Below are 23058 nucleotides of genomic sequence, written 5' to 3'. Positions count from 1 at the left end.
ACTCTTTCCACTCTTGATTAATATGCGGTTTATGCGGCCGGACGGGCTTTTCTTAAGGCCGCTTATTTCACGTACTGGACCGAAATTTCGGGTCCGACCTTCAGTTCTTTCATCACCGTTTCGACGATGGAAACCGCTTGGCTTTTCTCCAGTTTATCCGATTGTACGGTCACTTTCCACTTGCTTCCGTCCTGGGTCAGCACCGCATTCGGATAGTCTTTGGAGAGAACGTCCTCCACATTCGTCACGCGGGTGTTCGTGTCTTCGATCTGCTGAAGCTCCTGCTGCGCTTTGCTCACCGCATCAGAGGACTGATTTTTATCGGTGATGAGCGTCAGCAGCTCTTCGGTCTTCTTGGAGAGGGCGTCCTGGCGGTCGAGCTGAAGCTTCGTCAGGTAGTCACGGCCGGATTTGCTGCTGGCCTGCGTCTGCTGGCTGATTTTGGCTTCCGCCGAAGCCGGAGCGGCCGCCGCATCTTTGCCGTCTTTGGAGGCGGTTGCGCCCGTTTTGGAGTCCTGCGCCTTGGCGTCGCCTGCCTTGGCCTCCGCTTTCGCATCGGTTTTCGTGTCGGTTTTCGCATCGGTTTTGGCATCCGCTGTCGTCTTCGTCCCGTCCGCTTTCGCATCTGCCGCTTTGTCTGCGGAAGCTTTACCCGCATCGGCGACGGCCTGCTCCGGTGACACCTGGCTGAGATCGATCTTCACTTCGTCCGCTTTAGGAGCCGTGGAAGCGACGTCCACCTTGCTGACATCCTCGGTAAACAGGTAATAAGCGGACAGTACGACCATCAGGCTCAGCATGGAAACGAGCCATATTGTTTGTCTTTTGGCATTCATGGAATAATTCCTCCTAACGGATTAATAAGTAATGGGATGGCTGTAAAGCTTTACACTTATGCCGGAATGCGGAGTCCTCCTTGCAAGCCCCGCTATTCGGCTGTTTTCCTCGGAAGAATGGAAATCCGGTGAACCGGAACGTCGATGCCCCGGGCGACGGCTTCGATCATCATTTTCTTGACGGTCAGATCTTCGGCCCCTTTGGCGACTACAAGCACGCCGCTCACTTTGGGTTTGATCGTCTTGACGACAAGGGGCTGTTGGTCGCCCGACACCTGATAAAGCACGACTTTGCCTTCCTTCGTAACCTGGGAAATATTCCGGTTGGCGCCATTGGTATCTTTTTCCGTCGTCAGCTGCTGATTTTCCTTCGAATCCTTCTCCACGACGATTTCTTCCGTAGATTCGATCGTAATCAGCACTTCCACATCCCCTACGCCGACTACTTTACGGAGAATATCCCGGAGCCGGGATTCGTAGGCTTCCTCGTACTCCCGGAAAGGCGTCTTGTCCTTGGCCGCTCCGCCCATAAACGTCTCTTTGCCCTGCTGGGTCGAGGGAGACGCCCGGCTGTCGCCGGCAGGCTCCACTTCTTTGAAATTGAGAAACGAGCTTAAAATCATCAAGGCGGCACCGACCAGACCGAGCAGTACAATCCAAAGAAAGGAATTGGAACGTTTGCCGTCCTCGCCTGTCCCGAACCATTTACTCCTCCACTGCTTCCAAAAGCCCATCCGCTCACCTCACCATCGCTCCCTGCCGCTTCTTCTGGTTTTGCTAAAGCTTCGACTGTTCCTTCGTCCATTGCACTGAAATGTGAGACGGGTCAACCTTCCAGCCAAGCTCCGCCGCCTTGGCAAGCTTCCGCTCCGCTTCCCGCTGCGCCGGGCTCGGCTGTTCCCCGGTCTGGGCGGGAACGGCTCTGCCGCCCGGGCCGTTTGCGCCGCCGATGCGGACATCCACGGGTGCCACAGGCGCGACGGGCGCGACCGGCGTCATGCCGGATGCTTCGGCTTCACCCGCGAGGGTGCCGCCGTAGGCGTCCGGTTCCGCAGCCGGAGATGCCGCGTCGTCCAGCGTCAGCTCGACGCTTGCTACCGATGCGGCGCCCTGCCCGTCCACCGCCGTCTTCACCCGGATATCCCGGATGGGGTAGGGCGTTTCCTTCTGCAGCGTCTGCCTCATCTCGGCGGCAAGCTTCTCTTCCAGCAGGCGGACCGCTTGTTCCCGGCTGCCCGCCTGGAGCCGGTCCGCCTGCTCCATGACTGCCTGCAGCGATGCCGGCTGGCCGGAAGGACCGGACCCTGCGGGCGCCTGACGTCCGCCTGCCGCGCCGCCGCCCCCAAGCTGCCGCCCCGACTGAGCCTCGGCGAGAAGCCTCCCCGGGTCCCAGCTTTTGCGGGCCAACTGCAGCACGGGCGAGAGAAGCGTCAGCAGGATGAACAGGCTCATCGCCGTCCGGACATACCGCTGCATCTTGTTCGTCGGGAGCATCAGCTCGATAAACGTGGCGAGCAGAATCAGGGCGACGACCGTCTTAAGCCAACCGCCTAGCCACTCCACGGGGCAAGCCTCCTTCTTAGGCGAACAAGCCCCCATCCGGCTGCTCCAGGTTGTTTGAGCTTGTTCGCCTATGCTTGTATATATTCGTTCGCGTCTCGGGATATACCAACTTTTTTGACGGAAGCCTGCGGTCATCCCGATCTAGCGCACCATCACGGCGATGTTCCCGGCCGTTATCATAATCGTCAGGGCCAGGAAGAACATAAGGCCTACGGCCGATAAGGCCGCGAACACATACACCATGCTCTTGCCGATCGTGGACAGGCAGGCGATGATGGGGCTGTCTCCCAGAGGCTGCATAACCGCCGCACAAATGTGATAGATCAGGGCCAGCACCAAAATTTTGATCGCCGGGAACGCGCACAGCAGAATCACAATGACGACCCCGGTCAGGCCGACCGCATTCTTCACAAGCAGCGAGGCTCCCAGCACTGTTTCCGTCGCGTCCGAGAACAACCTGCCCACGATCGGAATAAAATTGCCCGCGATATATTTGGCGGTCCGCAGCGTCACGCCGTCGGTTACCGCCCCCATGCTTCCCTGCACGGAGATGACGCCCAAAAACACGGTCACGAATACCCCAAGTGTGCCGATGGCGATTTTCTGAAGAAGCCTCGCCAGCCGGGTTACTTTATACTTGTCCGACATGGAACTGACGATATGAAGAACCGCCGAGAAGAACAGCAGCGGAAACACGAATACGTAGATCACCGTACCGATGGTATGGATCATGAACACGATCAGGGGATGCAAAATGGCCACCGACGTGATCCCCCCCGATGAAGCGAGCAGGGACAGCAGAAGAGGCATCAAGGCGATCATAAACTGGATCATGGACGAGATCGCGCCGTTGGCGTATTCGATGGCCACCTGAAAACTGTTCACGGCTATGATCAGCAGCACGAGATAGGACACGACGAAAGCGACCTTGCTGACGTTGTTGCGTTCAAACGAGCTTTGCAGCGTCTCCAGCAGCATGCTGAATACCGTCAGGATCACAATCGACACGAGAAGCTTCCCGTTGACCACAATCTCGTGAAACAGGTACTTCAGCGCCCCTTTCCACAGGTTGGAGAAATCGAACGTTTTGGTCCCGGCAATCAGGTCGGAAAAGCTCGGTGGCCGGTTATCGGGAAAATAGCCCCCGTATTCTTTCATCAGCTTGTCCCAAAATTTCTCGACGGACTCCGTGTCAAGCTGGTTCGTCTGCTCTTTTACAAGGGTATCGATCGGGTTTGCGGGGTTTAGTTTTTGCGCCTCCGTGTGGCTGAGGAAGCCCAGAAATAGTGCGACGAATAAGACGAGGGTTGTCCACGTCCGGTGCGACAGCTGCTGCGCCAATGCTCTCCACTCCCTATCCGGTTCGCTTCCGGCACACGCTTGTCCGGTTGATCAGGTCGCCGGAAACAGTTTAATCACGGTTTCGATAATGACGGTGATGATCGGAATGGCCATGACCATAATGAGAATCTTGCCGGAAAGCTCGATTTTCGAAGCGATTGATTCCTGCCCGGCATCCCTTACGATCTGCGCCCCGAATTCCGCTATGTACGCGATGCCGATGATTTTGAGGATCGTTTTCAAAAACACCATATTGACGCCGGACTGCTGCGCCAGATTATGGAGCACTTCAATGACCGAAGCGATTTTGCCGATCAGAAAAAGAAAAATCAGGATGCCCGTAAACGCCGCCAGCAGGAAAGCGAACATCGGCTTCTGTTCCTTGATAATGAGGATGAGGACAGTGGCGATCAGGCCGAGTCCGACGATTTGAATAATCTCCACGTCATCCCCCCTACTGGAACAAAAAGATGGTTTTGATTTCCTGGAACAAATTATCGAGCAGCCTCACCACCATAAACAGCACGACGACGAAACCGATGACGGTTACCCAATGGGCCATGTCTTCCTTCCCCATCTGCTTCAGCACCGTGTGGATCATGGCGATAATAATCCCGATCCCGGCGATCTGGAAAATGGCGTTTACATCTACGTTCATGTTCGGCACCCCACTTTAATACATCAAAATAACGATCAGTGCTCCCACCAGGACGCCCAGGCTCTTCCACATCGCTTCGTATCGCTTCTGCTCTTCCGCAGCCGTCGTCTCTTCGGCCTGGAGCTGAAGAACCGCCAGGCGCAAATGCTTGGCCTGATCGCTGCGGTCGCTGGCCCCGAGCGTCTGCCCGAGCCGGAGGACGACCTGCAACTCGGCCGGTTTCATCGCGGAGTTCCGCCAGCCGTGCTGCACAGCGTCGCGCCAGACGGCGCTCAGCGTGTCGTCTTGCGGCTCCGACAGGCGGTCCGCCACCTCGCGGAACACGCCCGCCAGAGGCGCCCGCGTCTGCTCGCTCAGCGTTGCGATCGCATCGGGCAGCGGCGTCGAGCCGTAGACGATTTCGGTTTCCAGCCGCTGGAGCGCCTGAATCACTTCCCGGATCTGCTGCGGCCGTCTCCGGTACCTTCTCGCTTTGGCGAACCCGAAGCCCGCTCCGGCTCCGAGCACGAGAGCGGCTCCCGCAAGTTTGACCCACATCCCTTCATCCCCTTCCGCCGGTTGAAAATATAGTCTCCCAGCCGCTCGGCTTCTCTTCGGCCGGAGCACGATAAGCGCCGAAGACGGCAAGCTGGCGGCCGTCCCCGTCCAGCACCTGCACAAGGCGCCCGCCTGCGGCCGAGCGGCCGAGAATCACGTAGCGGCCGAAAACGCCGCTTTCGAGCAGCTCCCGCAGGGCCGGTCTGCGCAACACATCGCCCAGGTCCCGTCCGTGTGCCGTGGCGATGATCCGGATGCCCGCATGAAGGGCCTCGCGGATAGCCTCGGCGTCTTCCTGGCGCCCGATCTCATCCACGATCAGCACCTCGGGGGACATCGAGCGGATCATCATCATCATGCCCTCCGCTTTCGGACAGCCGTCCAGCACATCCGTGCGCGGCCCCAGGTCGAAACGCGGCACCCCCCGCTCGGAAGCGGCGATTTCGGAGCGTTCGTCGACGATGCCGACTTTCCAGCCGGCGCTCCTCCGCGGACTGTGCTGCGCAGCCGACCTTGGGATAGGCTCCTGGCTCCCGGCTTTGGGACCGCCACCGGTCGGTGAAATCCCGGTGCCGCCTGTTCCGCCCGTCAAGCCAGGCCCGCAGCTTGTGCCGGTTCGGGAACCGCCGCCGGGACCGCCCTCGCGGCCGGCTGCCGGAAATGCCGCTTCGCCGCTGCTGATCATCCGCGCCAGATCGCGGATCAGTGTCGTTTTCCCAAGCTGGGGAGGCGAAATCAGGAGCGTATGGTGAACCGTGTCCGCCTCCCGGTCAAGAAGATGAGGCAGAACCGGTTTACCGGCTCCGGGGAGTTCTCTTGCGATCCGGATGTTAAACGAGCTGACATCGCGGATATGTTTGACGCTTCCCCCTTCTAGGACGACCCGCCCCGCCAGCCCTACCCGGTGACCACCCGGAATCGTGATAAAGCCGCGCTTCAGTTCCTCCTCGAAAGAATAGAAGGAGTGGCGGGTCAACAGTTCAAGCAGACTTTTGCACTCTTCACGGGACGGCCTGTACGCCCGCGAGGCGTCGGCGTCCGTCAGCCCTTCACGCGTAACGAACGCGCAGCGCCGGTCAAATACGATCTCAAGGGGACGGTCCTGACGGACCCGGATTTCTTCCAGCCCCGAACGCAGGTTCACCGGCAGTGATTCCAGTATCCCGCGTATGGAGGGGGGCAGATGGGCGAATACGGACGCAAGCACAGCCTCACCTCCGGAATTGTCTGGTCCTTTATCTTTATATGTATGTCCCGGTGCAGTGAATATGTCGGTTTACTTTTTGATTTACTTTTTGAGAATGCCGATAAAAATGCAGCTCACGCCCGCCACGACCCAGAGCATCTTGCCGAAGGAAAGCTTCTCCGCAATGCCGACCAATCCAATAGTAGTCGTCGCCAGAAGAATCAGCGGCCCCGCCATGGCCAGACCCGTATTGACCAAGAGCGCTTTTTCAATCTGGTTAAAACGGATCATCAACAGCGCCGCAATAATTTCCAGCGATCCCGACAGCAGACGCAAAGACGCCATGGTGAGCACGATTTTGTTAATCACAGCCGTCACCTCTCCTTTTTTTGCAGCTATTCGATTCACCATATGCGGGCCTGTCTGATTTTAGGCATACGCGGCACCTACCCAGAAGCGCCCGCATAAGATGACTACGAAATTTACTCCACCGGAAAGTACTGAGGTGAGGACGTTATGGAAGAGTCTTCTTGCAAAAAGTGGCATCCGACTCTCGCCGATCCGACAGGGTGCCGTCAGAGCAAACCCCGGGCACTCGGGAAAACGATGGTGATGGATAAAGGCCTCGGCCTGAACGCTTACGACGATTTGCTTCAGGCCGCCGGAGAACATGTGGACTATATAAAGCTGGGCTTCGGCACTTCCCCGCTCTATCCGCGGGAGCTGCTCCGGCACAAGATTGAACGGGCGAAGGCCTTGGGGATCGACGTCTATCCCGGAGGCACGTTTTTGGAGGTGGCGGTTCAAGAAGGACTTATTTCGTCTTATTTCGACACCGTCGCGGCTTTGGGCTTCACCTGCGTCGAAATATCGGACGGAACGATCGAGCTGGACCGCAGCCTCCGCAGCGAGCTGATCGTCCGCGGAATCGAGACCGGGCTCAAGGTGATCACAGAATACGGCAAAAAATGCTGGGGGTCTTCGGTAGAAGCGGAGGCGCTGGTCGCTACGGTAACCGGGGATGCGGAAATGGGCGCGGAGCTGGTGACGATCGAAGCCCGGGAATCGGGGATGGGAGTCGGTATCTTCGACGAGAACGGCGCCTGTAAAGACGAGGAGCTGAACGGTGTACTCCGCTCGGTTCCCAGCCCCGATATTCTTCTCTGGGAAGCTCCGCTCAAAAACCAGCAGGTTCACCTGCTGGAGCTGCTGGGTCCGGACGTTCACCTGGGCAACGTCGCTCCGGCCGATGTGATCGCCCTGGAAGCGCTGCGCCGCGGCCTGCGCTCCGATACGTTTCACTTCGGAGAACGGCTCAGAAAAAACGCCCGGAAAGAAGGCATCGAAGTCCATGCGGATTGACGTCATCCCTTCCCTAAGCGAAGTGCGAAGCGAGCTGTTGGCCGGACGGACCGCTATCGTCATCGACGTGCTCCGGGCGACGACCACGATCGTTGCCGCGCTGGAAAGCGGCAGCGACGGCGTCCTTGCCGCCGAGTCCGTCCAGCAGGCGGTCATGCTGCGCGGGAAGCGGGATGTGCTCGGCGGGGAACGCCGCTGCCGGCGCATTCCCGGCTTCGACCTCGGTAACTCGCCGCTGGAGTACACGCCCGAAGCCGTAGGCGGCCGCAGGGTCGTGCTGACCACGACCAACGGCACGCGGGCGCTGCAGAAGGCCGCTCCGGCGGATAGAATCGTGGCAGCCGCCCTCCTGAACGGCGAAGCGTGCGCCACGGCCGCCGCCGGGTGGAAGCGCGACGTCGCGCTTCTCTGCGCGGGAACGGCCGGGTCGTTCTGCTTCGAGGACGGCCTCTGCGCCGGGCTCGTCGTCTCCGCGCTGCAGCGGCTCTGCGGGGGCGCCGCCGACGTCAGCGATCTCGGCCGCAGCCTCGCGGCCTGCTACGAGCGGCATGCGGACGATCCCGCAGCGCCGCTGGCGGCATGCGACAGCGGGCACAGGCTGGCTTCCATCGGCTGCGAAGCGGACGTCGCCTTCGCAGCCCGCGTGAATGCCTCGGACGTCGTCCCCCTGCTGAAAGACGGCATCCTCGTCCCCTTGGCGCCGGTCAGAGTGCATCTTCCCAGCTGAATGCGGGATACGGAATGCCCGATGACAGTCCCGGCGTCTAGGGACTTGCCTCCGGCCGTTTGCCGCATAATGCTTTCCGCATGGCATACTGATCGACGCTTAGCCTAGTGCTTCGCGCTTCATACCGCCTGGCCGTTTCCGTATCGGAAAGCCCGTTCTAAAACTTGTCCCCGCTCATACAATAAAGGGAGACTGGTACAAGGGGTTTTCTCATGAACGGAGATCTGCTTCTCGTAATTCTGATCATTGTCGGCCTGATCGGACGCTCCCCCATCATTACAACGGCGGCTTGTGTCCTGCTCGTCGTCAAATTGATCAGCCTGGACCGTTACCTGCCCTCCATCGAACGAAGAGGGTTGGAGCTCGGACTGCTGTTTTTGACGATGGGCGTGCTCGTCCCTTTCGCGAGCGAACGGATTTCGTATAAAGATATCTTGACGGTATTTACGACTTGGCCCGGCATTCTCGCTTTGTCCGGCGGCGCCATCGCCACTTACATGAACGGCAAAGGGCTCGATTTATTAAAAATCGATCCGCAATTAATCGTCGGGCTCGTGATCGGCTCTATCTTCGGCATTATTTTTATGCGGGGCATTCCCGTCGGTCCTTTGATGGCGGCAGGCATTACAGCCGTTTTGCTGAAAATATTCACGTTCGTCGCCGACCGGATCTCCTGAGTTCCGAACGTCCGGATTTCTGCAGCCTGTAAATAAAAAAGCGCCGAACTGTCTTCGGACAGTTCAGCGCCTTGCCGGCCTTGGGAGGCCGGTTTTATTTTGGTTATTCGCATGTGGATTAAAAGGCTGGGGTTGCGGGACGACTAACCTGACCCTAAGCGACGAATTAACGTCTGTCCTGCGGACCGCCCACGAATACCTGCTCCTGGGCGTCGAGCCCGTAAGCCGTATGGAGAGCCTGCACGGCTTCCGCCAGCTGCTTGCCGTCGATCACGCAGGAAATTTTGATTTCCGACGTGGACACCATGTTGATGCTGACGCCGATTTTCGAAAGCTCGTCGAACATTTTGGCCGCCACTCCCGGTGTGCTGACCATTCCTGCGCCGACGATCGAAATTTTAACGAGATCGCCTTCGGAGGTTACTTCGCGGAAACCGATCTCGCCGCGGATGCCTTCGATGGTCTGAAGCGCCTTGTCGCGGTCGGAGAGCGAGACGGAGAAGGAGAAATCGGCCAGGCCGTTCAGCACGCCGCTTTGTACGATAATATCCACGTCAATCTGCTCAGCCGCCAGGGACGTAAATACTTTGGCCAGCTGGCCCGGTTTGTCCGGTACGCCCAGAATGCTGATTCTTGCGATATTTTTATCGTAGGCGATGCCTCTTACGACAATTCCTTGTTCCATCTCCGCTTCCTCCTTGACATACGTGCCTTCGTTTTGAGTGAAACTCGAACGAACGACAAGCGCCACATTGTAATTTTTGGCATATTCCACTGCACGGGGGTGCAGAACCGCAGCTCCCAGATTGGCAAGCTCCAGCATCTCGTCATACGAGATTTCTTTCAATTTTCGCGCATTTTTGACAACACGGGGGTCGGTTGTGTAGATCCCGTCTACGTCTGTGTAAATTTCGCATAGATCGGCATGAATCGCCGCGGCCAGCGCTACAGCGGTCGTATCGGATCCGCCGCGGCCGAGCGTCGTGATCTCGCCGTCTTCGGTCATGCCCTGGAAGCCGGCCACGATCACGACGTTGTCTTTCTCAAGCGCCGTGTGAATCCGGTGCGGCTGAATGTCGGTGATACGGGCTTTGCCGTGCAGGTCTTCCGTGATCATGCCGCTCTGCCAGCCGGTGTAAGAAACGGCGGGTTCGCCCAGGTTTTGGATCGCCATCGATAAAAGCGCAACCGAAACCTGCTCTCCGGTAGTAAGCAGCATATCCATCTCTCTTGCCGGCGGAGCGCCGTCATACAACTGTTTGGACAAATCAATGAGATCGTCCGTCGTGTCGCCCATCGCGGAAACGACCACGACACAGCGGTGTCCTTCTCTTTTGCGGTCCACGATCCGCTTGGCCACGCGTTTCATCCGTTCGGCATCGCCAACGGAGCTGCCGCCGAATTTCATCACAATTAAAGACAACCCTGTTCACTCCCTATGCTTGCAAATGAATAATTGTAGATCATTATAGCATAAACGTTCGGAATTGTGGGAGCGGAAAACTCCACTTTCCGACATTTCCCCTTATCCCTAGAAGAAATGAAGGAAATCCCGTGCTGTTTGTCTCTAAAAAAAGAAAGCTTGCCCGCTCCGTTGTACGGAAGCAGACACGCTTTCCTTGACGTTCAGCCCAGTACCACCCGGTCGTCGACGAACTTCTCGCCGCGGATTTTTTCGAATTCCCGAAGCAGTTTCTCCACGGTCAGATCCTGTTTCGAAGCCGCCGGGATGTCGAGGATGATCCGGCCTTTGTCCATCATGATCAGCCGGTTGCCGAGCCGGATGGCCTGCTCCATGTTGTGCGTCACCATCAGCGTCGTGAGCTTGGACTCCTCCACGATCTGCTTCGTCAGCCGGGTAATAAGCTCCGCACGCGACGGATCGAGAGCCGCCGTATGCTCATCCAGCAGAAGAATATTCGGCTGCGTGAAGGTCGCCATCAGCAGGCTGAGCGCCTGGCGCTCCCCCCCGGAGAGAAGGCCGACCTTGGCGTTCAGCCGGTTTTCCAGACCGATGCCAAGCCGCTCCAGATGTTCCTTGAACGCGAGTTTCTTCTGCTTGGTCACACCGAGACCAAAGCCTCTTTTGCCGGCACGGGCATGCGCCATGGCAAGGTTTTCCTGGATGGACATGGTCGGTGCCGTGCCCGCCATCGGGTCCTGGAAAACACGGCCGATCCAGCGGCTTCTTTTGTGCTCGGAGAGCGATGTGATGTCTTTGCCCTCAATCCGGACGACGCCGTAATCAGGCTGCATGACGCCGGAAATGAGGTTCATGAGGGTCGATTTTCCGGCCCCGTTGCTGCCGATGACCGTGACGAAATCGCCGGGAGCGAGATGCAGTTGAATCTCCGAAAGAGCGACCTTCTCATCCGGAGTAGCCGGATTGAATATTTTCGATGCGCGGTCAATGTGAAGCATGTTCCACACCTCCGCTCTTCTCCGCAAGTTGCGCTTTCCGTTTGCGGATAATCGCCTTCTGTTTCAGCGAACTCTGGATTTTCGGCAGCGTTAACGCGATGATGACGATTAGTGCGGTCATCAGCTTCATGTCTGTCGATTCCAGACCGACTTGCAGCGCGATCGCCACGACGAACCGGTAGACGATTGCACCGAGTACAACAGCCAGGGTGGCCCGGATAATCGTTTTAGACCCGAAAAGCGCCTCCCCGATAATGACGGAAGCCAGGCCGACGACGATCATGCCTACGCCCATCTGCATATCCGCAAAACCGAGATATTGGGCGACCAGTGCGCCGGATAACGCCACCAGTCCGTTCGAAAGGGAAACCCCGAGAATAATCGTGTTATCGGTATTGACGCCGAAGCTGCGGATCATCCGTTTGTTGTCACCCGTGGCCCGCAGCGCAAGTCCCAGCTCCGTGTGAAGAAACCAGTCCAAGGCCAGTTTGAGGGCAACTACGATGATCGGCATAATATACAGCAGCGATTCCTTGCTGATCAGAACCTCGCTACCGAACAAGGAGGTGTTCGCTTTGCCCATAATTCTCAGATTGATCGAATGCAGGGCGATCATCATGAGAATCCCGGATAAAAGGGCGTTGATTTTGCCTTTTGTATGCAGAAGACCGGTAATAAGCCCGGCAACCGCTCCTCCCGCAAATGCAGCCAATGTGGCGAGCAGAGGCGATATCCCGTTGGTAATCATGATCGCCGCGATGGATGCTCCCGTCGTAAAACTTCCGTCCACGGTCAAATCCGGAAAATCCAAAATGCGGAAGGTCAGGTATACGCCAAGCGCCATAATCGCGAAAAGCAGCCCTTGCTCAAACGATCCCTGCACGACCGCTCCCCAGTCGATGGTCATCATGCTCACTCCGTTTCGTGTTCAATCATAAGGCGGCTTCGCAATCCGAAGCCGCCCCCATCTTATTCAAACAGGTTGGCCTTTTCTTTCACTTCCGCTTTCATTGCGTCCGTGACTTCAACGCCCATATTTTTAGCGGCTTTCATATTGATGGCCAGATCGAGTTTTTTCGGATATCCGACCGGAATGTCCACAGGCTTTTTGCCGTTTTTCAAAATTTCGACGGCTTGAAGACCTGTCGTATATCCCAAATCGTAGTAGTTGGAACCGTAGCCCGCAAAACCGCCGGCTTTAACGGAATCGTTCTCGCCTACGAACAGGGGCTTCTTGCCCTGCTCCGCGACCTGGATCACCGCATTCAAGGCCGAAACGACCGTGTTGTCGAGCGGCACGTACAGCGCGTCGGCTTTGCCGATCAGCGATTCCGCCGCCTGCTTCACCTCGGAGCTGTTGGAAGGCGATGCTTTGACGACTTTGATATTATGCTTGGCGAACGCTTCCGTCGCCTGTTTCACCTGCACCTGGGAGTTGCGCTCCCCTTCGTTCGCTATGATTCCGACCGTCTTCACGTTCGGGAACTGCTTGCCCACAAACTGCGTCAGTTGGTCGACGGCCTTGGGATCCAGGTCCGAAGTGCCCGTCACGTTGCCGCCCGGCTTCTCGATGCTTTTGACGAGCTTCGCGTCGACGGGATCCGTCACAGCCGTAAACAGGACGGGCGCGTCCTGGACGGTCTGCGCCGCAGCAAGCGCGGAAGGTGTCGCAATGCCCAGTACGAGGTCTTTTTTGTCCGCCGCGAATTTCTGGGCAATCGAAGTGTTGTTGTTCATATCGTTCTGCGCATTCTGATAGTCGATATCGGCCGTCTTCTTGTCTTCATAGCCGTTATCCTTGAGTGCGGCGATAAACCCTTGACGGGCGGCGTCCAGAGACGGATGCTCGACGATCTGCATAATGCCGATTTTCACTTTTTTGCCTTCGGGAGCCGCGGAGGCCCCGCCGCCGTTTGATTCCGGTGCCGCCTGTTTGCCGCAGCCCGCGGCGGTGACCAAAGAAGCCGCCAGTATAAGAGTAACGAACGGTTTCATTTTCATTTTGTTTTCCCCCTAAAATTAACCATCGGTTGAATTAATGTTTTACCGCATGAAAGCATAAAACCTGCAAAGCGTTATTGTTATAATAACCCGCTCTCCTAAAGTCGTCAATGAAAACGTTTCATCCCCCAAACGATATTTTTCGTGCCCTTTTCCCGATGTTCGCCAAAGCGCAAAAAGCCCCCGGTTCCTCGGCGGGAATCAGGGGCAAATCGAGCCTGTAAACTAAGCGCGGGAGATGTATTTGCCTTCGCGCGTATCGATCAGAAGAACGTCGTTTTCGTTGATGAAAAGCGGCACTTGAACGTTCAGGCCGGTTTCCACCTTCGCGTTCTTCGTTGCGCCTTGAGCCGTGTTGCCTTTAACGCCCGGCTCCGTTTCAACCACTTTGAGCTCAACGCTGTTAGGCAGGTTGATCCCGAGGATTTCTCCCTGGTAGCTCATGATGTGGATGTTCATGTTTTCTTTGAGGAAGTTCAGCTCCCATTTCAACTGCGCTTCTTCCAGGGAAATCTGGTCGTAAGTTTCCGTATCCATGAACGTGTATTCGGAACCGCTCGCATAGAGATACTGCATTTCGCGGTTTTCGATATGAGCGCGGCCCACGTTCTCGCCTGCGCGGAATGTTTTCTCCACAACGTTGCCGTTGCGCAGGTTCTTCAGCTTGGAGCGTACGAACGCGGCGCCTTTACCCGGTTTCACGTGCTGGAAATCGATAACGCTGAATAAATCATTATCTACTACAATCGTCAAACCTGTTTTGAAATCGTTAACTGAAATCACGTCTCAAGTTCCCTCCTGGAAATAAATCAAATGGTGATAAGCTCTTTCGTGGAATGCGTCAGCAGGCGGATGCCGCTCTGCTCGATGACGACGTCATCCTCGATGCGGACTCCGCCGAAGCCCGGAATATAAATTCCCGGTTCCACCGTTACGACCATGCCGGGTTCGAGAACGCCGGCAAAGCCTTTGGCAAGCCGCGGCTGCTCGTGGACTTCCATCCCGAGGCCGTGTCCCGTGCTATGGCCGAAGTTGTCCCCGTACCCGTAGCGCGCAATAATATCGCGGCACAGCGCGTCGCCTTCGCTTCCCGTCATGCCCGGCTTCAAGCTGCCGACACAGTTCAGCTGGGCTTCGAGAACAATGCCGTAAATCTCTTTGTGCCTGTCCGAGGGCTGACCCAGCACGACGGTGCGGGTAATGTCGGAGCAATAGCCCTTATACAAGGCGCCGAAATCCAGTTTGACGAATTCGTTTGGCTGAAGCACCCGGTCACTCGCCACACCGTGCGGAAGAGCCGATCTTTCGCCGGAAGCGACGATCGTGTCGAACGATGAGGATGTGCCTCCGTTCTCCCGGATGAAAATTTCCATCTCCAGCGCGATCTGCTTCTCGGTCACGCCCGTTCTCAATCTCGTTAGTATGTAAGAAAAAGTCCGGTCCGCCAGATCTGCGGCTTCCTGCATGATTTTCAGCTCGGACTCGTCTTTGACGATCCTGAGCTTCTCCACAATACCGCCCGTCGGGATCAATTCAACCCCTTGCAAATCGCCAGTATAGCCGGAATAAGCGGAATAAGTCAAGTCATTTTCTTCAAATCCGAGCTGCTTGATGGACTCTTTGCCGAGAATATCCAGAATGGTCCGTCCGATTTTACCTTTATGGTCGATGACTTCATAACCCGCGGCTTCTTTCGGAGCCTGCTCCATATACCGGAAATCCGTAATCAGTACGGCTCTTCCGCCGGTTACCAATACGATGCCCGCGCTGCCCGTAAAGCCCGTCAGGTATCTGCGATTGATTGGGTTCGTAACGAGTACCGCAGGGATTCCCTGCTCGGTCAACTGCCGGCGAAGACGTTCCAGACGCTTGTCCTGCATAATATCACCTAGCCTCCACAAAATGTTGATGAAGCGCTCTTAATCCGAGCTCGTAGCCGAAAGACCCGAAGCCCGCAATCTGCCCTACCATCACGGCGGCCAGAACGGAACGGTGCCGGAACTCCTCACGCTTGTGAATGTTCGACAAATGCACCTCCACGGCGGGAAGTCCGACGGATGAGATCGCGTCGCGAATGGCGTAGCTGTAATGGGTAAAAGCCCCGGGATTGATCAGAATCCCGTCCATCGTCCCGTGGGCTTCGTGAATCCAGTCGATCAACTGGCCCTCGTGATTGGACTGGTGAAAGGTCAGCTGGAGATCCAGCGTTCCCGCTATTTCCGTCATTGCCGTTTCGATGTCTTTCAAAGACATCCTTCCGTAAACGGCCGGCTCCCGTATACCGAGCATATTCAAGTTCGGCCCGTTCAGGACCAGCACTTTATTCACGCTTAGGCGCCTCCTTCGTAACCGGCCGAACGTGCTCCGGCTTCTCGCTTTACCGTAGCCATTTTACCATAAGTTGTTTGGAAAAGGTAGTTTGCTAAGCGGGTTTGCGGCTGTGCTCTTCCGTAAATTCGAAGGCAATCGAGTAGCCGATGAACAACCCCCAAACCAGAAACAGGCAAAAATCGGTCAGGATCGTGTTCCAGTCGCTGAAATACATCCAGCCCATCATGCCCGTCCAGGGGCCGATCGCCAGATAGAGGAGGCACCACCACGCGATTCCGTATCCGACTCCCATCCAAGGCCCTCTTACTTTCCCGAACAGGAACATATAGATGAAAGACGCGAGAATCGAGAAAACGATAAAAAACAGCCAACCCACCAGTGTCCCCTGCCAGGTGAGGAGAAAATCGTGCCGGTAGAACGGTTCGGCCAGAAAGGCGGGAATAATACTCGTAAATTTGAATATGTACTCGATGATTTTAACGGCTCCCCAGATTATCCCCGCGAAAAGCCCCAGATACAGGGCGAAAAAAGCCCGGTTCGTTTTCTTCTCGTCTCCGGCCGCTCCTCCGTTTTGCGAAAACGACTTTCTTTGGCCGCGTGCCGTATTTCCATTCCCTGCCGCGGCTGTTCCCTGCGTATGGTTAACCATGTTCCTTTTCCTCCCGGCTCGTCCATTTTCCGTAACTTTACGTCCAACCTAGTATGTACCAATTCCCGCTTCTTAACCGAAATAGAAAGCGGTGGCATTCTGCTGGAAAATTCGCTAAAATAGAGAAGAAACCAGCTATTTAGAGAAGGTGGATAGAACGTGTCACAATCCAATACAAGCATTTACGGCGGACAAGCCGTTATTGAAGGCGTCATGTTTGCCGGCCGGAATGTTCATGTCACCGCGGTCCGCAAGAAAGACCGCACCATCGATTTTCTTGAAGTTCCCAAAACCGAAATCGGCTGGGTCAACAAACTGAAGAAAATCCCTCTGCTGCGCGGTATCGTCGGAATTATCGAATCCAGCGCCAAAGGCGCGCAGCACCTCAACTTCTCGGCCGAAAGCTTCGCGGAAGAAGAGGAAGGCGAAGGCAAATCCCCCGCCAAGGAAGAGAAGTCGGGATTCAGCCTGTCGATGATTCTCGGGGTAGCCGTAGTCGGCGTCCTGTCTTTCCTGATGGGAAAGGTGATCTTCACTCTCGTTCCGGCCGTTCTGGAGGATGTCATGTTCGGCAAGTTCTTCGAACAGCATCAGATCTGGCACAACATCATCGAAGGACTGATCAAGATCGTTTTGCTCGTGTCCTATATTTACATCATTTCGCTCACGCCGGTGATCAAACGGCTGTTCCAGTATCACGGCGCCGAGCATAAAGTCATTTCGGCATACGAAGCCGGCGTCGAGCTGAACGTCCGCAACGTCCAGCAGTTCAGCACGCTTCATTACCGCTGCGGCAGCAGCTTTATCGTCTTTACCGTTATCATCGGGGTCATCATTTACTCGTTCTTCACTTACGACAATATGATCGACCGCATCGTACAGCGTCTGGTTCTTCTGCCGGTCATCATCGGCGTCTCTTACGAAGTTCTTCGTTTTACGAACTCGCTTCGTGAAGTGCCCGTTCTCCGTTTCCTCGGTTATCCGGGGCTCTGGCTGCAAAAGCTGACGACCAAAGAGCCTACGGACGATCAGGTGGAAGTCTCTATCGCCTCATTCAACCGGATGCGTGAAGCCGAAAGCCGGCTTACCCAGTCCAAGGCAAGCGCATGAATCGCCGCTGGTCGGCCGCTACCGTCGTCATCGCGGCGCTCGCTTTAATCGGACTTGCCTACAGCTTAAACCAGTTTCTCATTCCCGTCCTGGTGCTCGGACTGATTTTCGTCCTGTACAAGATGGCCCCCCGGAAGGGACAGGGTACTTCTTACAAAACACGCTCCGCGGGCCGCAAACCGGACCGGCTCTCGGTGTCGGAGCGGAAGCGCAAAGCCAAGTTCCGGGTCATTGAAGGCAGCAAGCCTTCCGACCCTCCGGAAGACCCGCCGAGATACCACTAAGAAGGCGGAAGCCAAAAAAGCGAACCTTTGCAGGTTCGCTTTTTTTTGTTGTCCGGGTGCACTGCGGCTCCCCGCGGCAACTGCGGTAGGTGTGCATACCGGTACAAGCAAGTACCCACCGTGAGCTTGACGGGATACGTGCAGACGCCGGACGAATCCGTCCTAAACGGCGGCATACACCGACTCATACCGGCTTGCGCAAAACGTATTTTTCATAAGCGGACTCATACAGATGCATGGACCATTTGCGGAAATAGTCGTCGGAAGCCCGGTACCCCGCCTCGTACAAGTTTTCGCTGTCCTCCAGGGTCAGGTTGAACTGGGTCGAGTTTACGTTGAGCGCAGGTATTTTGATCGTCCGGAAGTAGTTGTTCTCTTCGATGTACCGGGTGTCGTGTGCATCCATCATCGTCGTGAACAGAGCCTGGAACATGGAGATAACCCCGTTAATTTTATGAATATGTTTCGGTATTTTACCGACCAGAGAGAAGCCCAGAGTCGGAATCCGGCTCGGATGCTGCTCCGGCTCGTCGAAAAGCCACAACGGGAAGTTGCTCAGAATCGCTCCGTCCACAATGTACACAAACTGGTTGCGGAACGGTTCATCGTGCCGGGTCTGCCGCGCGGGTTTCCGGATTTTCACGGGATCGAAAAAATACGGAATCGAAGAGCTCATCCGAACGGCCCGGGCAATGGAAAAACGGCCGGGATCGATTCCGTACTGGGCGACGTCGTCCGGAAAAACGAGCAGCTTTCCTTGGGAAATATCCGAAGCCACGATTCGCAGCTGATTTTTGCGCAGATCGCCGAACTTCCGGATTCCTTTGACCTCCAGCTTCTGGCGCACCCAATCTTCCAGAGCGTCACCGGAATAGAGCCCTTTTTTCCAAATCAGCCTGGCGGCCGACCCCACAATTCCCGTATCGAAAATGGGAGAGCGCTTTAAAAATTTGTGAAAGGGGGTTTCGATAATGAGCCGTTTGATTTCTTCCCCCGTATATCCCGCCGCGAGAAAAGCCGCCACGATTGAACCCGACGAGGTTCCCGCGACATCGTGAAACTCGAATCCGTTATCCAGCGCCGAGCTGACCGCCCCTGCAAGCGCGATTCCTTTGACACCGCCGCCTTCGAATACCGCGTTGATTTTCATTCCGCCACCTCCGCACACCTTCCCTAGGTATGTATGCGGCAACGGACGTTCCTAGACGTGATTTTCACAGTAAAAAACGAAAAAACGTCCGCCATCTTAGATCGGCAAACGTTCCTGTCTTATTCGGATTCCGAGCTGTTGTCCAGCTCCGTCCTTATGTTGCGGAGCTCTTCCAGCCTGGCTGGATCCCGGTTTAAATATTCAATCAGCGTTTCGATGCAGGTAATGGAATCCCAGCTCAGATGATGCTCGATTCCTTCCACATCGCGGTAAATATTTTCTTCCTGAACACCGATTACGGTCAAAAATTGTTCCAGCAAGGCATGTCTGTCCACCAGCCGCTTGCCCATTTTTTTGCCTTTTGAAGTCAGAACGAGTCCGCGGTATTTCTCATATACCAGATATTTATCTTTATCCAGTTTCTGGATCATCTTCGTCACGGAAGAAGGATGCACTTCAAGGCCTTCGGCAATGTCGGACACACGGGCGTAGCCTTTCTCGTCGATCAGTTTGTAGATCCGTTCCAAATAATCTTCCATACTGGGCGTCGCCATCCCGAGTTCCCCCTGCTTTTGCTAAAATTTAGTTGCTTATTTGCTTTAGTATAATACCGTTTATTAACTAATAAAGCAAGTTAACTGAAGGCGCCGCGGCCATTTCCGCGAACTTTTCCCACGGTTACGAGCGTTGTCCCGGGTGCAGACTATAGCCGAACGGAAGGACTGTTCCGTTACTTCCCGTCTTAAAGGAGCACGCCATGGCTACTGAACAGATGACCCGTACCAGAAGCACCGCGTTGTTCGTGCCCGAGCTCGTTTATTTCGAACCGGATGCCCTCCTGTATCCCAAGGGCAAACGTATCCTGGAGTGGGCTCAAAGCAAAGGCCTGCCCATCCACATGACGACTTCCCACAACCGGATTACAAATTTACCGGGCGAAACCGAGCTGGAGAAGTACCGGATCGCGAAGCGGACGCTTGTGGTGGGAATCCGGAAAACGCTGAAGTTCGATACGTCCAAGCCATCCGCCGAATATGCCATGCCGATTGCGACAGGCTGTATGGGACATTGTCATTACTGCTATCTTCAGACGACTTTGGGCAGCAAGCCTTATGTGCGGGTATACGTCAATACCGACGATATTCTCCAAGCCGCCAAGCAGTATATCGAAGAAAGAGCCCCCGAAATTACGCGGTTCGAAGCGGCCTGCACCTCCGATCCCGTCGGTTTGGAGCATATTACCGGCTCCCTTAAAGAATATATCGAATTTATGGCAAAAGAGCCGCTCGGCCGTCTTCGTTTCGTTACGAAATACCACCATGTCGAACCTCTGCTTGACGCGAAGCATAACAAGCATACCCGATTCCGCTTCAGCGTAAACGCCGACTATGTCATTAAAAACTTCGAGCCGGCCACCTCGGCGTTTCATGAACGCATCGAGGCGGCCGGCAAAGTGGCCCGCGCGGGTTATCCGCTCGGCTTCATCATCGCCCCGATTATTTGGCACGACGGCTGGGAAAAGGGCTATGAGGAGCTGATCGTCAAGCTCCATGACGCCCTGCCTCCGGAAGCGCTCGACGATTTGACATTCGAGCTGATCCAGCACCGTTTCACGAAGACGGCGAAGAACGTGATCGAACGCCGCTATCCCAAATCCAAGCTGGAGATGGACGAGGCGAAGCGCAAGTATAAATGGGGCCGCTACGGACGCGGCAAGTATGTATATCCCGATGAGCAGGCGACGGCTCTGCGCGAATTTATTACGGAGCAGATTTTCGATAAGTTCCCGAACGCCAAAATCGAATATTTTACCTGATCCCCGGTCTGCCAAAGATCATCTTAAAACTGCAGCCATTGGGGCGTTATGTTGTTCAGCCAAATGGTGATTTTGTACATCTGATTGGTGTACAGCAAAATGGCGAATACAATCATAACGCCTCCCCCTATTTTCATAATCGTGGCGGAGTAGCGCAAAATCCATTTGGTAGATCCGATGAAAAAGGACAGGACGAAAAAAGGGATCGCAAAACCGAGCGAATAAGCGCTGATCAGCGGAAGCCACGAATCCGGTTCGGCGGCGGCCATCACAAGCATGGACGACAAAATCGGACCGATGCAAGGCGACCAGCCGGCGGCGAAACCGATTCCGATCAGGACCGATCCGAGATAGCCCGCAGGTTTCCATTTAAGCTGAAGCTTGCGCTCTCTCATCATCCACTTCGGCTGGAAAATTCCCAGCAGGAACAATCCCATCACCAGGATGAGCAGAGCCGCGATTTGTCTGAGCAGATCCCGGTTCGTTACAAAAAACTCCGAGACGGAGCTGGCCGCGAGCCCGAGGCTGTAAAAAATGATTGAAAATCCGAGAATGAATGCAAGCGTATGGGCCATCGTCTGCAGTCTGGCCGCGCCTTTCGTCTGCCCCGATTTAAGCTCGCTGACCGAAATCCCGGTGATGTAAGACAAGTACGAAGGATACAGCGGCAGACAGCACGGCGAAATAAACGAGGCGAACCCGGCCCAGAAAGCGAGCCAAACATTAACATGCTGCATGTGTAAGCATTCCTCCTGCTTTGGGCCGCCGTTTTTAAGCGCGGCGGACCGTTTTCCAAACCAACTGAACCATGAGGACGACGATCAAGGAAAGAACGATGGTCGCTCCCGGCGCAAAATCGTACCACGCCGCCAAGGCCAGTCCCGCGACAACACCGATCTCCGATATGAGGACGGACAGCACGACCGAATGCCGGAAGCTCTTCGCCGCAAGAAGGCTGCAGGCGACCGGAATCGTAAGCAGCGCGGATACAAGCAGCGCGCCCACAATCTTGATGGATACGGAGATAACCAGCGCCGTCAGCATCGTGATCATGATGTTGTACACTTTCAGTGGCAGCCCGCTTACTCCAGCCGCCTCCTCATCGAAGAACATGAGGAACAATTCCTTAAAATGCAGGGCAATGACGGCGAGCACAAGAATGCACACGCCGAAAACGACCCACAGGTCGCTGGAATCGAGTGTGTAGATGCTGCCGAAGAAATAGCTCATCACATTAATATTATACCCTTTGCCCAGCGTAAACAACAGCGTAGCCAGCGCCACCCCGCCGGACATGATAATCGCGATCGACAGCTCCGCATACGTTTTGTACGCCTTGCGAAGCTTTTCGATTGCGAACGATGCCAGAAGCGCAAAAAGAAGCCCCATGCCGATCGGATACACGCCGAGAAGAAATCCCAGCGCCACCCCCGCGATTGAAACATGCGCAAGAGTATCCCCGATCATCGAAAGCCTCCGCAGCACTAGAAAGACACCCATCAACGGGGCGGTCAGCCCGATCAAGATGCCTCCGATAAGTGCTCTTACAAAAAACGGTTCCGTAAAAATATCCAAGCTGCTCGCCCCTTACTTCCTCTTAATCCACTGTCAACAGGCGGCATGCCTTTATTGACTTGTTTGAAGCTCTCTGACCGTAGAATGCGTCAGGTCGGTCTCTTCGCAATTCTCGGGTTCGTGCGTATGTTTTACGAAAAACTTCAGTCCCCCGCTCTGCGTCTGCGGCTCCGAACCGAGATAGGACCTCATCATTTCCCGGTCATGAGACACCATGATAAAGGTCATGTGGTGATGCTGATGCATATGGCGGATCATGTTAAAGAAGACCGCCTGGCTTTCCGCATCGATTCCCACCGTCGGCTCATCCAGAATGAGCAGCTCGGGGTTGTTGGCGATGGCACGCGCAAGAAACACCCTCTGCTGCTGTCCGCCCGATAATTCCCCGATTCTGCGTTTCGCCAAATCTTCGATGCGCATCGCTTCCATGGCATCGTCACACCGTCGCATATCCTCTTTGGTCAGGCGCTTGTACAGCTTCTTTTTCGTGTAAAGCCCCGACATAACCACCTCACGGACAGTTGCCGGAAACAGCGGATTGAGCGAATTCTTCTGCGGTACGTATCCGATGCGCTCCCAATCCCGAAACTGCCGGATCGGCTGTCCGAACAAGCGGATATCGCCTCCCGTAGGTTTATGCAGACCGACCAGCATCCTCAGAAGCGTTGTTTTCCCCGCTCCGTTAGAACCGATCAGTCCTACAAAATCTCTTTCAAGAACATCAAAATTTAAATCCGTTATAACCGGCTTGCTTCCGTATGAGAAGGAAATGCCGCTAAATTCCACGATTTTGTTATGGCAGCCGTCCGGTTTCCATGTCTCCATTCCGTTCTT

The 23058-nt window shown here is 55.6% G+C and carries 28 protein-coding genes; 6 read left to right on the top strand and 22 right to left on the bottom strand.

Features of this window, described 5'->3' with window-relative positions:
- Positions 1–62: 62 nt before the first annotated feature.
- From KVT34_RS00580 to KVT34_RS00540, 9 genes are all read right to left on the bottom strand, one after another.
- On the bottom strand, positions 63–836 hold the full coding sequence (locus KVT34_RS00580) for a SpoIIIAH-like family protein (protein ID WP_217556159.1): 774 nt from the start codon (positions 834–836) through the stop codon (positions 63–65).
- A gap of 92 nt (positions 837–928) precedes the next feature.
- Entirely contained in the window at positions 929–1570 is a 642-nt protein-coding gene (gene spoIIIAG, locus KVT34_RS00575) for a stage III sporulation protein AG (RefSeq protein ID WP_217556158.1), read from the bottom strand.
- 43 nt (positions 1571–1613) lie between these two features.
- On the bottom strand, positions 1614–2399 hold the full coding sequence (locus tag KVT34_RS00570) for a stage III sporulation protein AF (protein ID WP_309244048.1): 786 nt from the start codon (positions 2397–2399) through the stop codon (positions 1614–1616).
- A gap of 141 nt (positions 2400–2540) precedes the next feature.
- A complete protein-coding gene (gene spoIIIAE, locus KVT34_RS00565; RefSeq protein ID WP_217556155.1) occupies positions 2541–3740 on the bottom strand; it encodes a stage III sporulation protein AE in 1200 nt (399 codons plus the stop codon).
- Between the two features lie 51 nt (positions 3741–3791).
- A complete protein-coding gene (gene spoIIIAD / locus KVT34_RS00560) occupies positions 3792–4184 on the bottom strand; it encodes a stage III sporulation protein AD (protein WP_217556154.1) in 393 nt (130 codons plus the stop codon).
- Between the two features lie 10 nt (positions 4185–4194).
- Complete coding sequence (gene spoIIIAC / locus KVT34_RS00555; RefSeq protein WP_009674926.1) at positions 4195–4398, bottom strand: stage III sporulation protein AC; 204 nt, start codon at positions 4396–4398, stop codon at positions 4195–4197.
- 15 nt (positions 4399–4413) lie between these two features.
- Positions 4414–4935 carry a stage III sporulation protein SpoIIIAB gene (spoIIIAB, locus tag KVT34_RS00550; protein WP_042228642.1) on the bottom strand — a complete coding sequence of 174 codons (522 nt, stop codon included), beginning with the start codon at positions 4933–4935 and terminating at the stop codon, positions 4414–4416.
- Between the two features lie 4 nt (positions 4936–4939).
- Positions 4940–6142: a stage III sporulation protein AA gene (locus KVT34_RS00545; RefSeq protein WP_217556153.1), complete on the bottom strand. Its 1203-nt coding sequence runs from the start codon at positions 6140–6142 to the stop codon at positions 4940–4942.
- An 81-nt stretch (positions 6143–6223) separates the two neighbouring features.
- The gene (locus tag KVT34_RS00540) at positions 6224–6490 is read right to left on the bottom strand and encodes a YqhV family protein (protein ID WP_217556152.1); all 267 of its coding nucleotides are present in this window, start codon (positions 6488–6490) and stop codon (positions 6224–6226) included.
- A gap of 147 nt (positions 6491–6637) precedes the next feature.
- Here KVT34_RS00540 and comA point away from each other — a divergent pair, with 147 nt between their 5' ends.
- The 3 genes from comA to KVT34_RS00525 all read left to right on the top strand — a co-directional run bounded on the left by comA (position 6638) and on the right by KVT34_RS00525 (position 8887).
- Positions 6638–7483: a phosphosulfolactate synthase gene (gene comA, locus KVT34_RS00535; RefSeq protein ID WP_217556151.1), complete on the top strand. Its 846-nt coding sequence runs from the start codon at positions 6638–6640 to the stop codon at positions 7481–7483.
- A complete protein-coding gene (locus tag KVT34_RS00530) occupies positions 7473–8210 on the top strand; it encodes a 2-phosphosulfolactate phosphatase (protein WP_217556150.1) in 738 nt (245 codons plus the stop codon). Before comA ends, KVT34_RS00530 begins: the two co-directional genes overlap by 11 nt.
- Before the next feature lie 212 nt (positions 8211–8422).
- Entirely contained in the window at positions 8423–8887 is a 465-nt protein-coding gene (locus KVT34_RS00525; RefSeq protein ID WP_217556149.1) for a DUF441 domain-containing protein, read from the top strand.
- A gap of 166 nt (positions 8888–9053) precedes the next feature.
- On the opposite strand, the gene KVT34_RS00520 is transcribed toward KVT34_RS00525, so the two are convergent.
- The 8 genes from KVT34_RS00520 to KVT34_RS00485 all read right to left on the bottom strand — a co-directional run bounded on the left by KVT34_RS00520 (position 9054) and on the right by KVT34_RS00485 (position 16289).
- Positions 9054–10310: an aspartate kinase gene (locus KVT34_RS00520; protein ID WP_217556148.1), complete on the bottom strand. Its 1257-nt coding sequence runs from the start codon at positions 10308–10310 to the stop codon at positions 9054–9056.
- 203 nt (positions 10311–10513) lie between these two features.
- Positions 10514–11308 (bottom strand): ABC transporter ATP-binding protein, encoded by a 795-nt coding sequence (locus KVT34_RS00515; RefSeq protein WP_217556146.1) that lies wholly within the window; start codon positions 11306–11308, stop codon positions 10514–10516.
- Entirely contained in the window at positions 11295–12218 is a 924-nt protein-coding gene (locus KVT34_RS00510; protein WP_217556145.1) for an ABC transporter permease, read from the bottom strand. Before KVT34_RS00510 ends, KVT34_RS00515 begins: the two co-directional genes overlap by 14 nt.
- Before the next feature lie 59 nt (positions 12219–12277).
- Entirely contained in the window at positions 12278–13309 is a 1032-nt protein-coding gene (locus KVT34_RS00505; RefSeq protein ID WP_217556144.1) for an ABC transporter substrate-binding protein, read from the bottom strand.
- A gap of 225 nt (positions 13310–13534) precedes the next feature.
- Positions 13535–14092, bottom strand: coding sequence for an elongation factor P (gene efp, locus KVT34_RS00500; protein WP_042228653.1), 558 nt, complete (start codon positions 14090–14092; stop codon positions 13535–13537).
- A 26-nt stretch (positions 14093–14118) separates the two neighbouring features.
- Positions 14119–15189 (bottom strand): M24 family metallopeptidase, encoded by a 1071-nt coding sequence (locus KVT34_RS00495; protein WP_217556143.1) that lies wholly within the window; start codon positions 15187–15189, stop codon positions 14119–14121.
- Positions 15190–15193: 4 nt separating this feature from the next.
- Positions 15194–15637, bottom strand: coding sequence for a type II 3-dehydroquinate dehydratase (aroQ, locus tag KVT34_RS00490; RefSeq protein WP_217556142.1), 444 nt, complete (start codon positions 15635–15637; stop codon positions 15194–15196).
- A gap of 94 nt (positions 15638–15731) precedes the next feature.
- Positions 15732–16289, bottom strand: coding sequence for a YqhR family membrane protein (locus KVT34_RS00485; RefSeq protein ID WP_217556141.1), 558 nt, complete (start codon positions 16287–16289; stop codon positions 15732–15734).
- Between the two features lie 159 nt (positions 16290–16448).
- Between KVT34_RS00485 and KVT34_RS00480 the strand changes: the two genes are divergently transcribed.
- Both KVT34_RS00480 and KVT34_RS00475 read left to right on the top strand, forming a co-directional pair.
- Positions 16449–17399 (top strand): DUF1385 domain-containing protein, encoded by a 951-nt coding sequence (locus tag KVT34_RS00480; RefSeq protein WP_217556140.1) that lies wholly within the window; start codon positions 16449–16451, stop codon positions 17397–17399.
- On the top strand, positions 17396–17683 hold the full coding sequence (locus KVT34_RS00475; RefSeq protein WP_217556138.1) for a hypothetical protein: 288 nt from the start codon (positions 17396–17398) through the stop codon (positions 17681–17683). Before KVT34_RS00480 ends, KVT34_RS00475 begins: the two co-directional genes overlap by 4 nt.
- A gap of 184 nt (positions 17684–17867) precedes the next feature.
- On the opposite strand, the gene KVT34_RS00470 is transcribed toward KVT34_RS00475, so the two are convergent.
- Together KVT34_RS00470 and mntR are read right to left on the bottom strand one after the other, a co-directional pair.
- Positions 17868–18833 carry a patatin-like phospholipase family protein gene (locus KVT34_RS00470; RefSeq protein WP_217556137.1) on the bottom strand — a complete coding sequence of 322 codons (966 nt, stop codon included), beginning with the start codon at positions 18831–18833 and terminating at the stop codon, positions 17868–17870.
- 119 nt (positions 18834–18952) lie between these two features.
- On the bottom strand, positions 18953–19387 hold the full coding sequence (gene mntR, locus KVT34_RS00465) for a transcriptional regulator MntR (protein ID WP_217556136.1): 435 nt from the start codon (positions 19385–19387) through the stop codon (positions 18953–18955).
- 203 nt (positions 19388–19590) lie between these two features.
- Between mntR and splB the strand changes: the two genes are divergently transcribed.
- On the top strand, positions 19591–20649 hold the full coding sequence (gene splB / locus KVT34_RS00460; RefSeq protein ID WP_217556135.1) for a spore photoproduct lyase: 1059 nt from the start codon (positions 19591–19593) through the stop codon (positions 20647–20649).
- A 23-nt stretch (positions 20650–20672) separates the two neighbouring features.
- Here splB and KVT34_RS00455 read toward each other — a convergent pair whose 3' ends face one another.
- The 3 genes from KVT34_RS00455 to KVT34_RS00445 are packed head-to-tail and all read right to left on the bottom strand — an operon-like array spanning position 20673 to position 23049.
- Entirely contained in the window at positions 20673–21386 is a 714-nt protein-coding gene (locus KVT34_RS00455; RefSeq protein WP_103995243.1) for a cytochrome c biogenesis CcdA family protein, read from the bottom strand.
- A 34-nt stretch (positions 21387–21420) separates the two neighbouring features.
- Positions 21421–22224, bottom strand: a complete 804-nt coding sequence (locus KVT34_RS00450) for a metal ABC transporter permease (RefSeq protein WP_217556134.1) — start codon at positions 22222–22224, stop codon at positions 21421–21423.
- A gap of 51 nt (positions 22225–22275) precedes the next feature.
- A complete protein-coding gene (locus tag KVT34_RS00445; RefSeq protein WP_217556133.1) occupies positions 22276–23049 on the bottom strand; it encodes a metal ABC transporter ATP-binding protein in 774 nt (257 codons plus the stop codon).
- Positions 23050–23058 lie beyond the last annotated feature (9 nt).

Origin of the sequence: Paenibacillus sp. GbtcB18 (assembly GCF_019091125.1) — a bacterium.
GTDB lineage: Bacteria > Bacillota > Bacilli > Paenibacillales > NBRC-103111 > Paenibacillus_F > Paenibacillus_F chitinolyticus.
The sequence above is the reverse complement of the archived record's forward strand: the minus strand, read 5'-3'. Positions and strand labels throughout refer to the sequence as shown.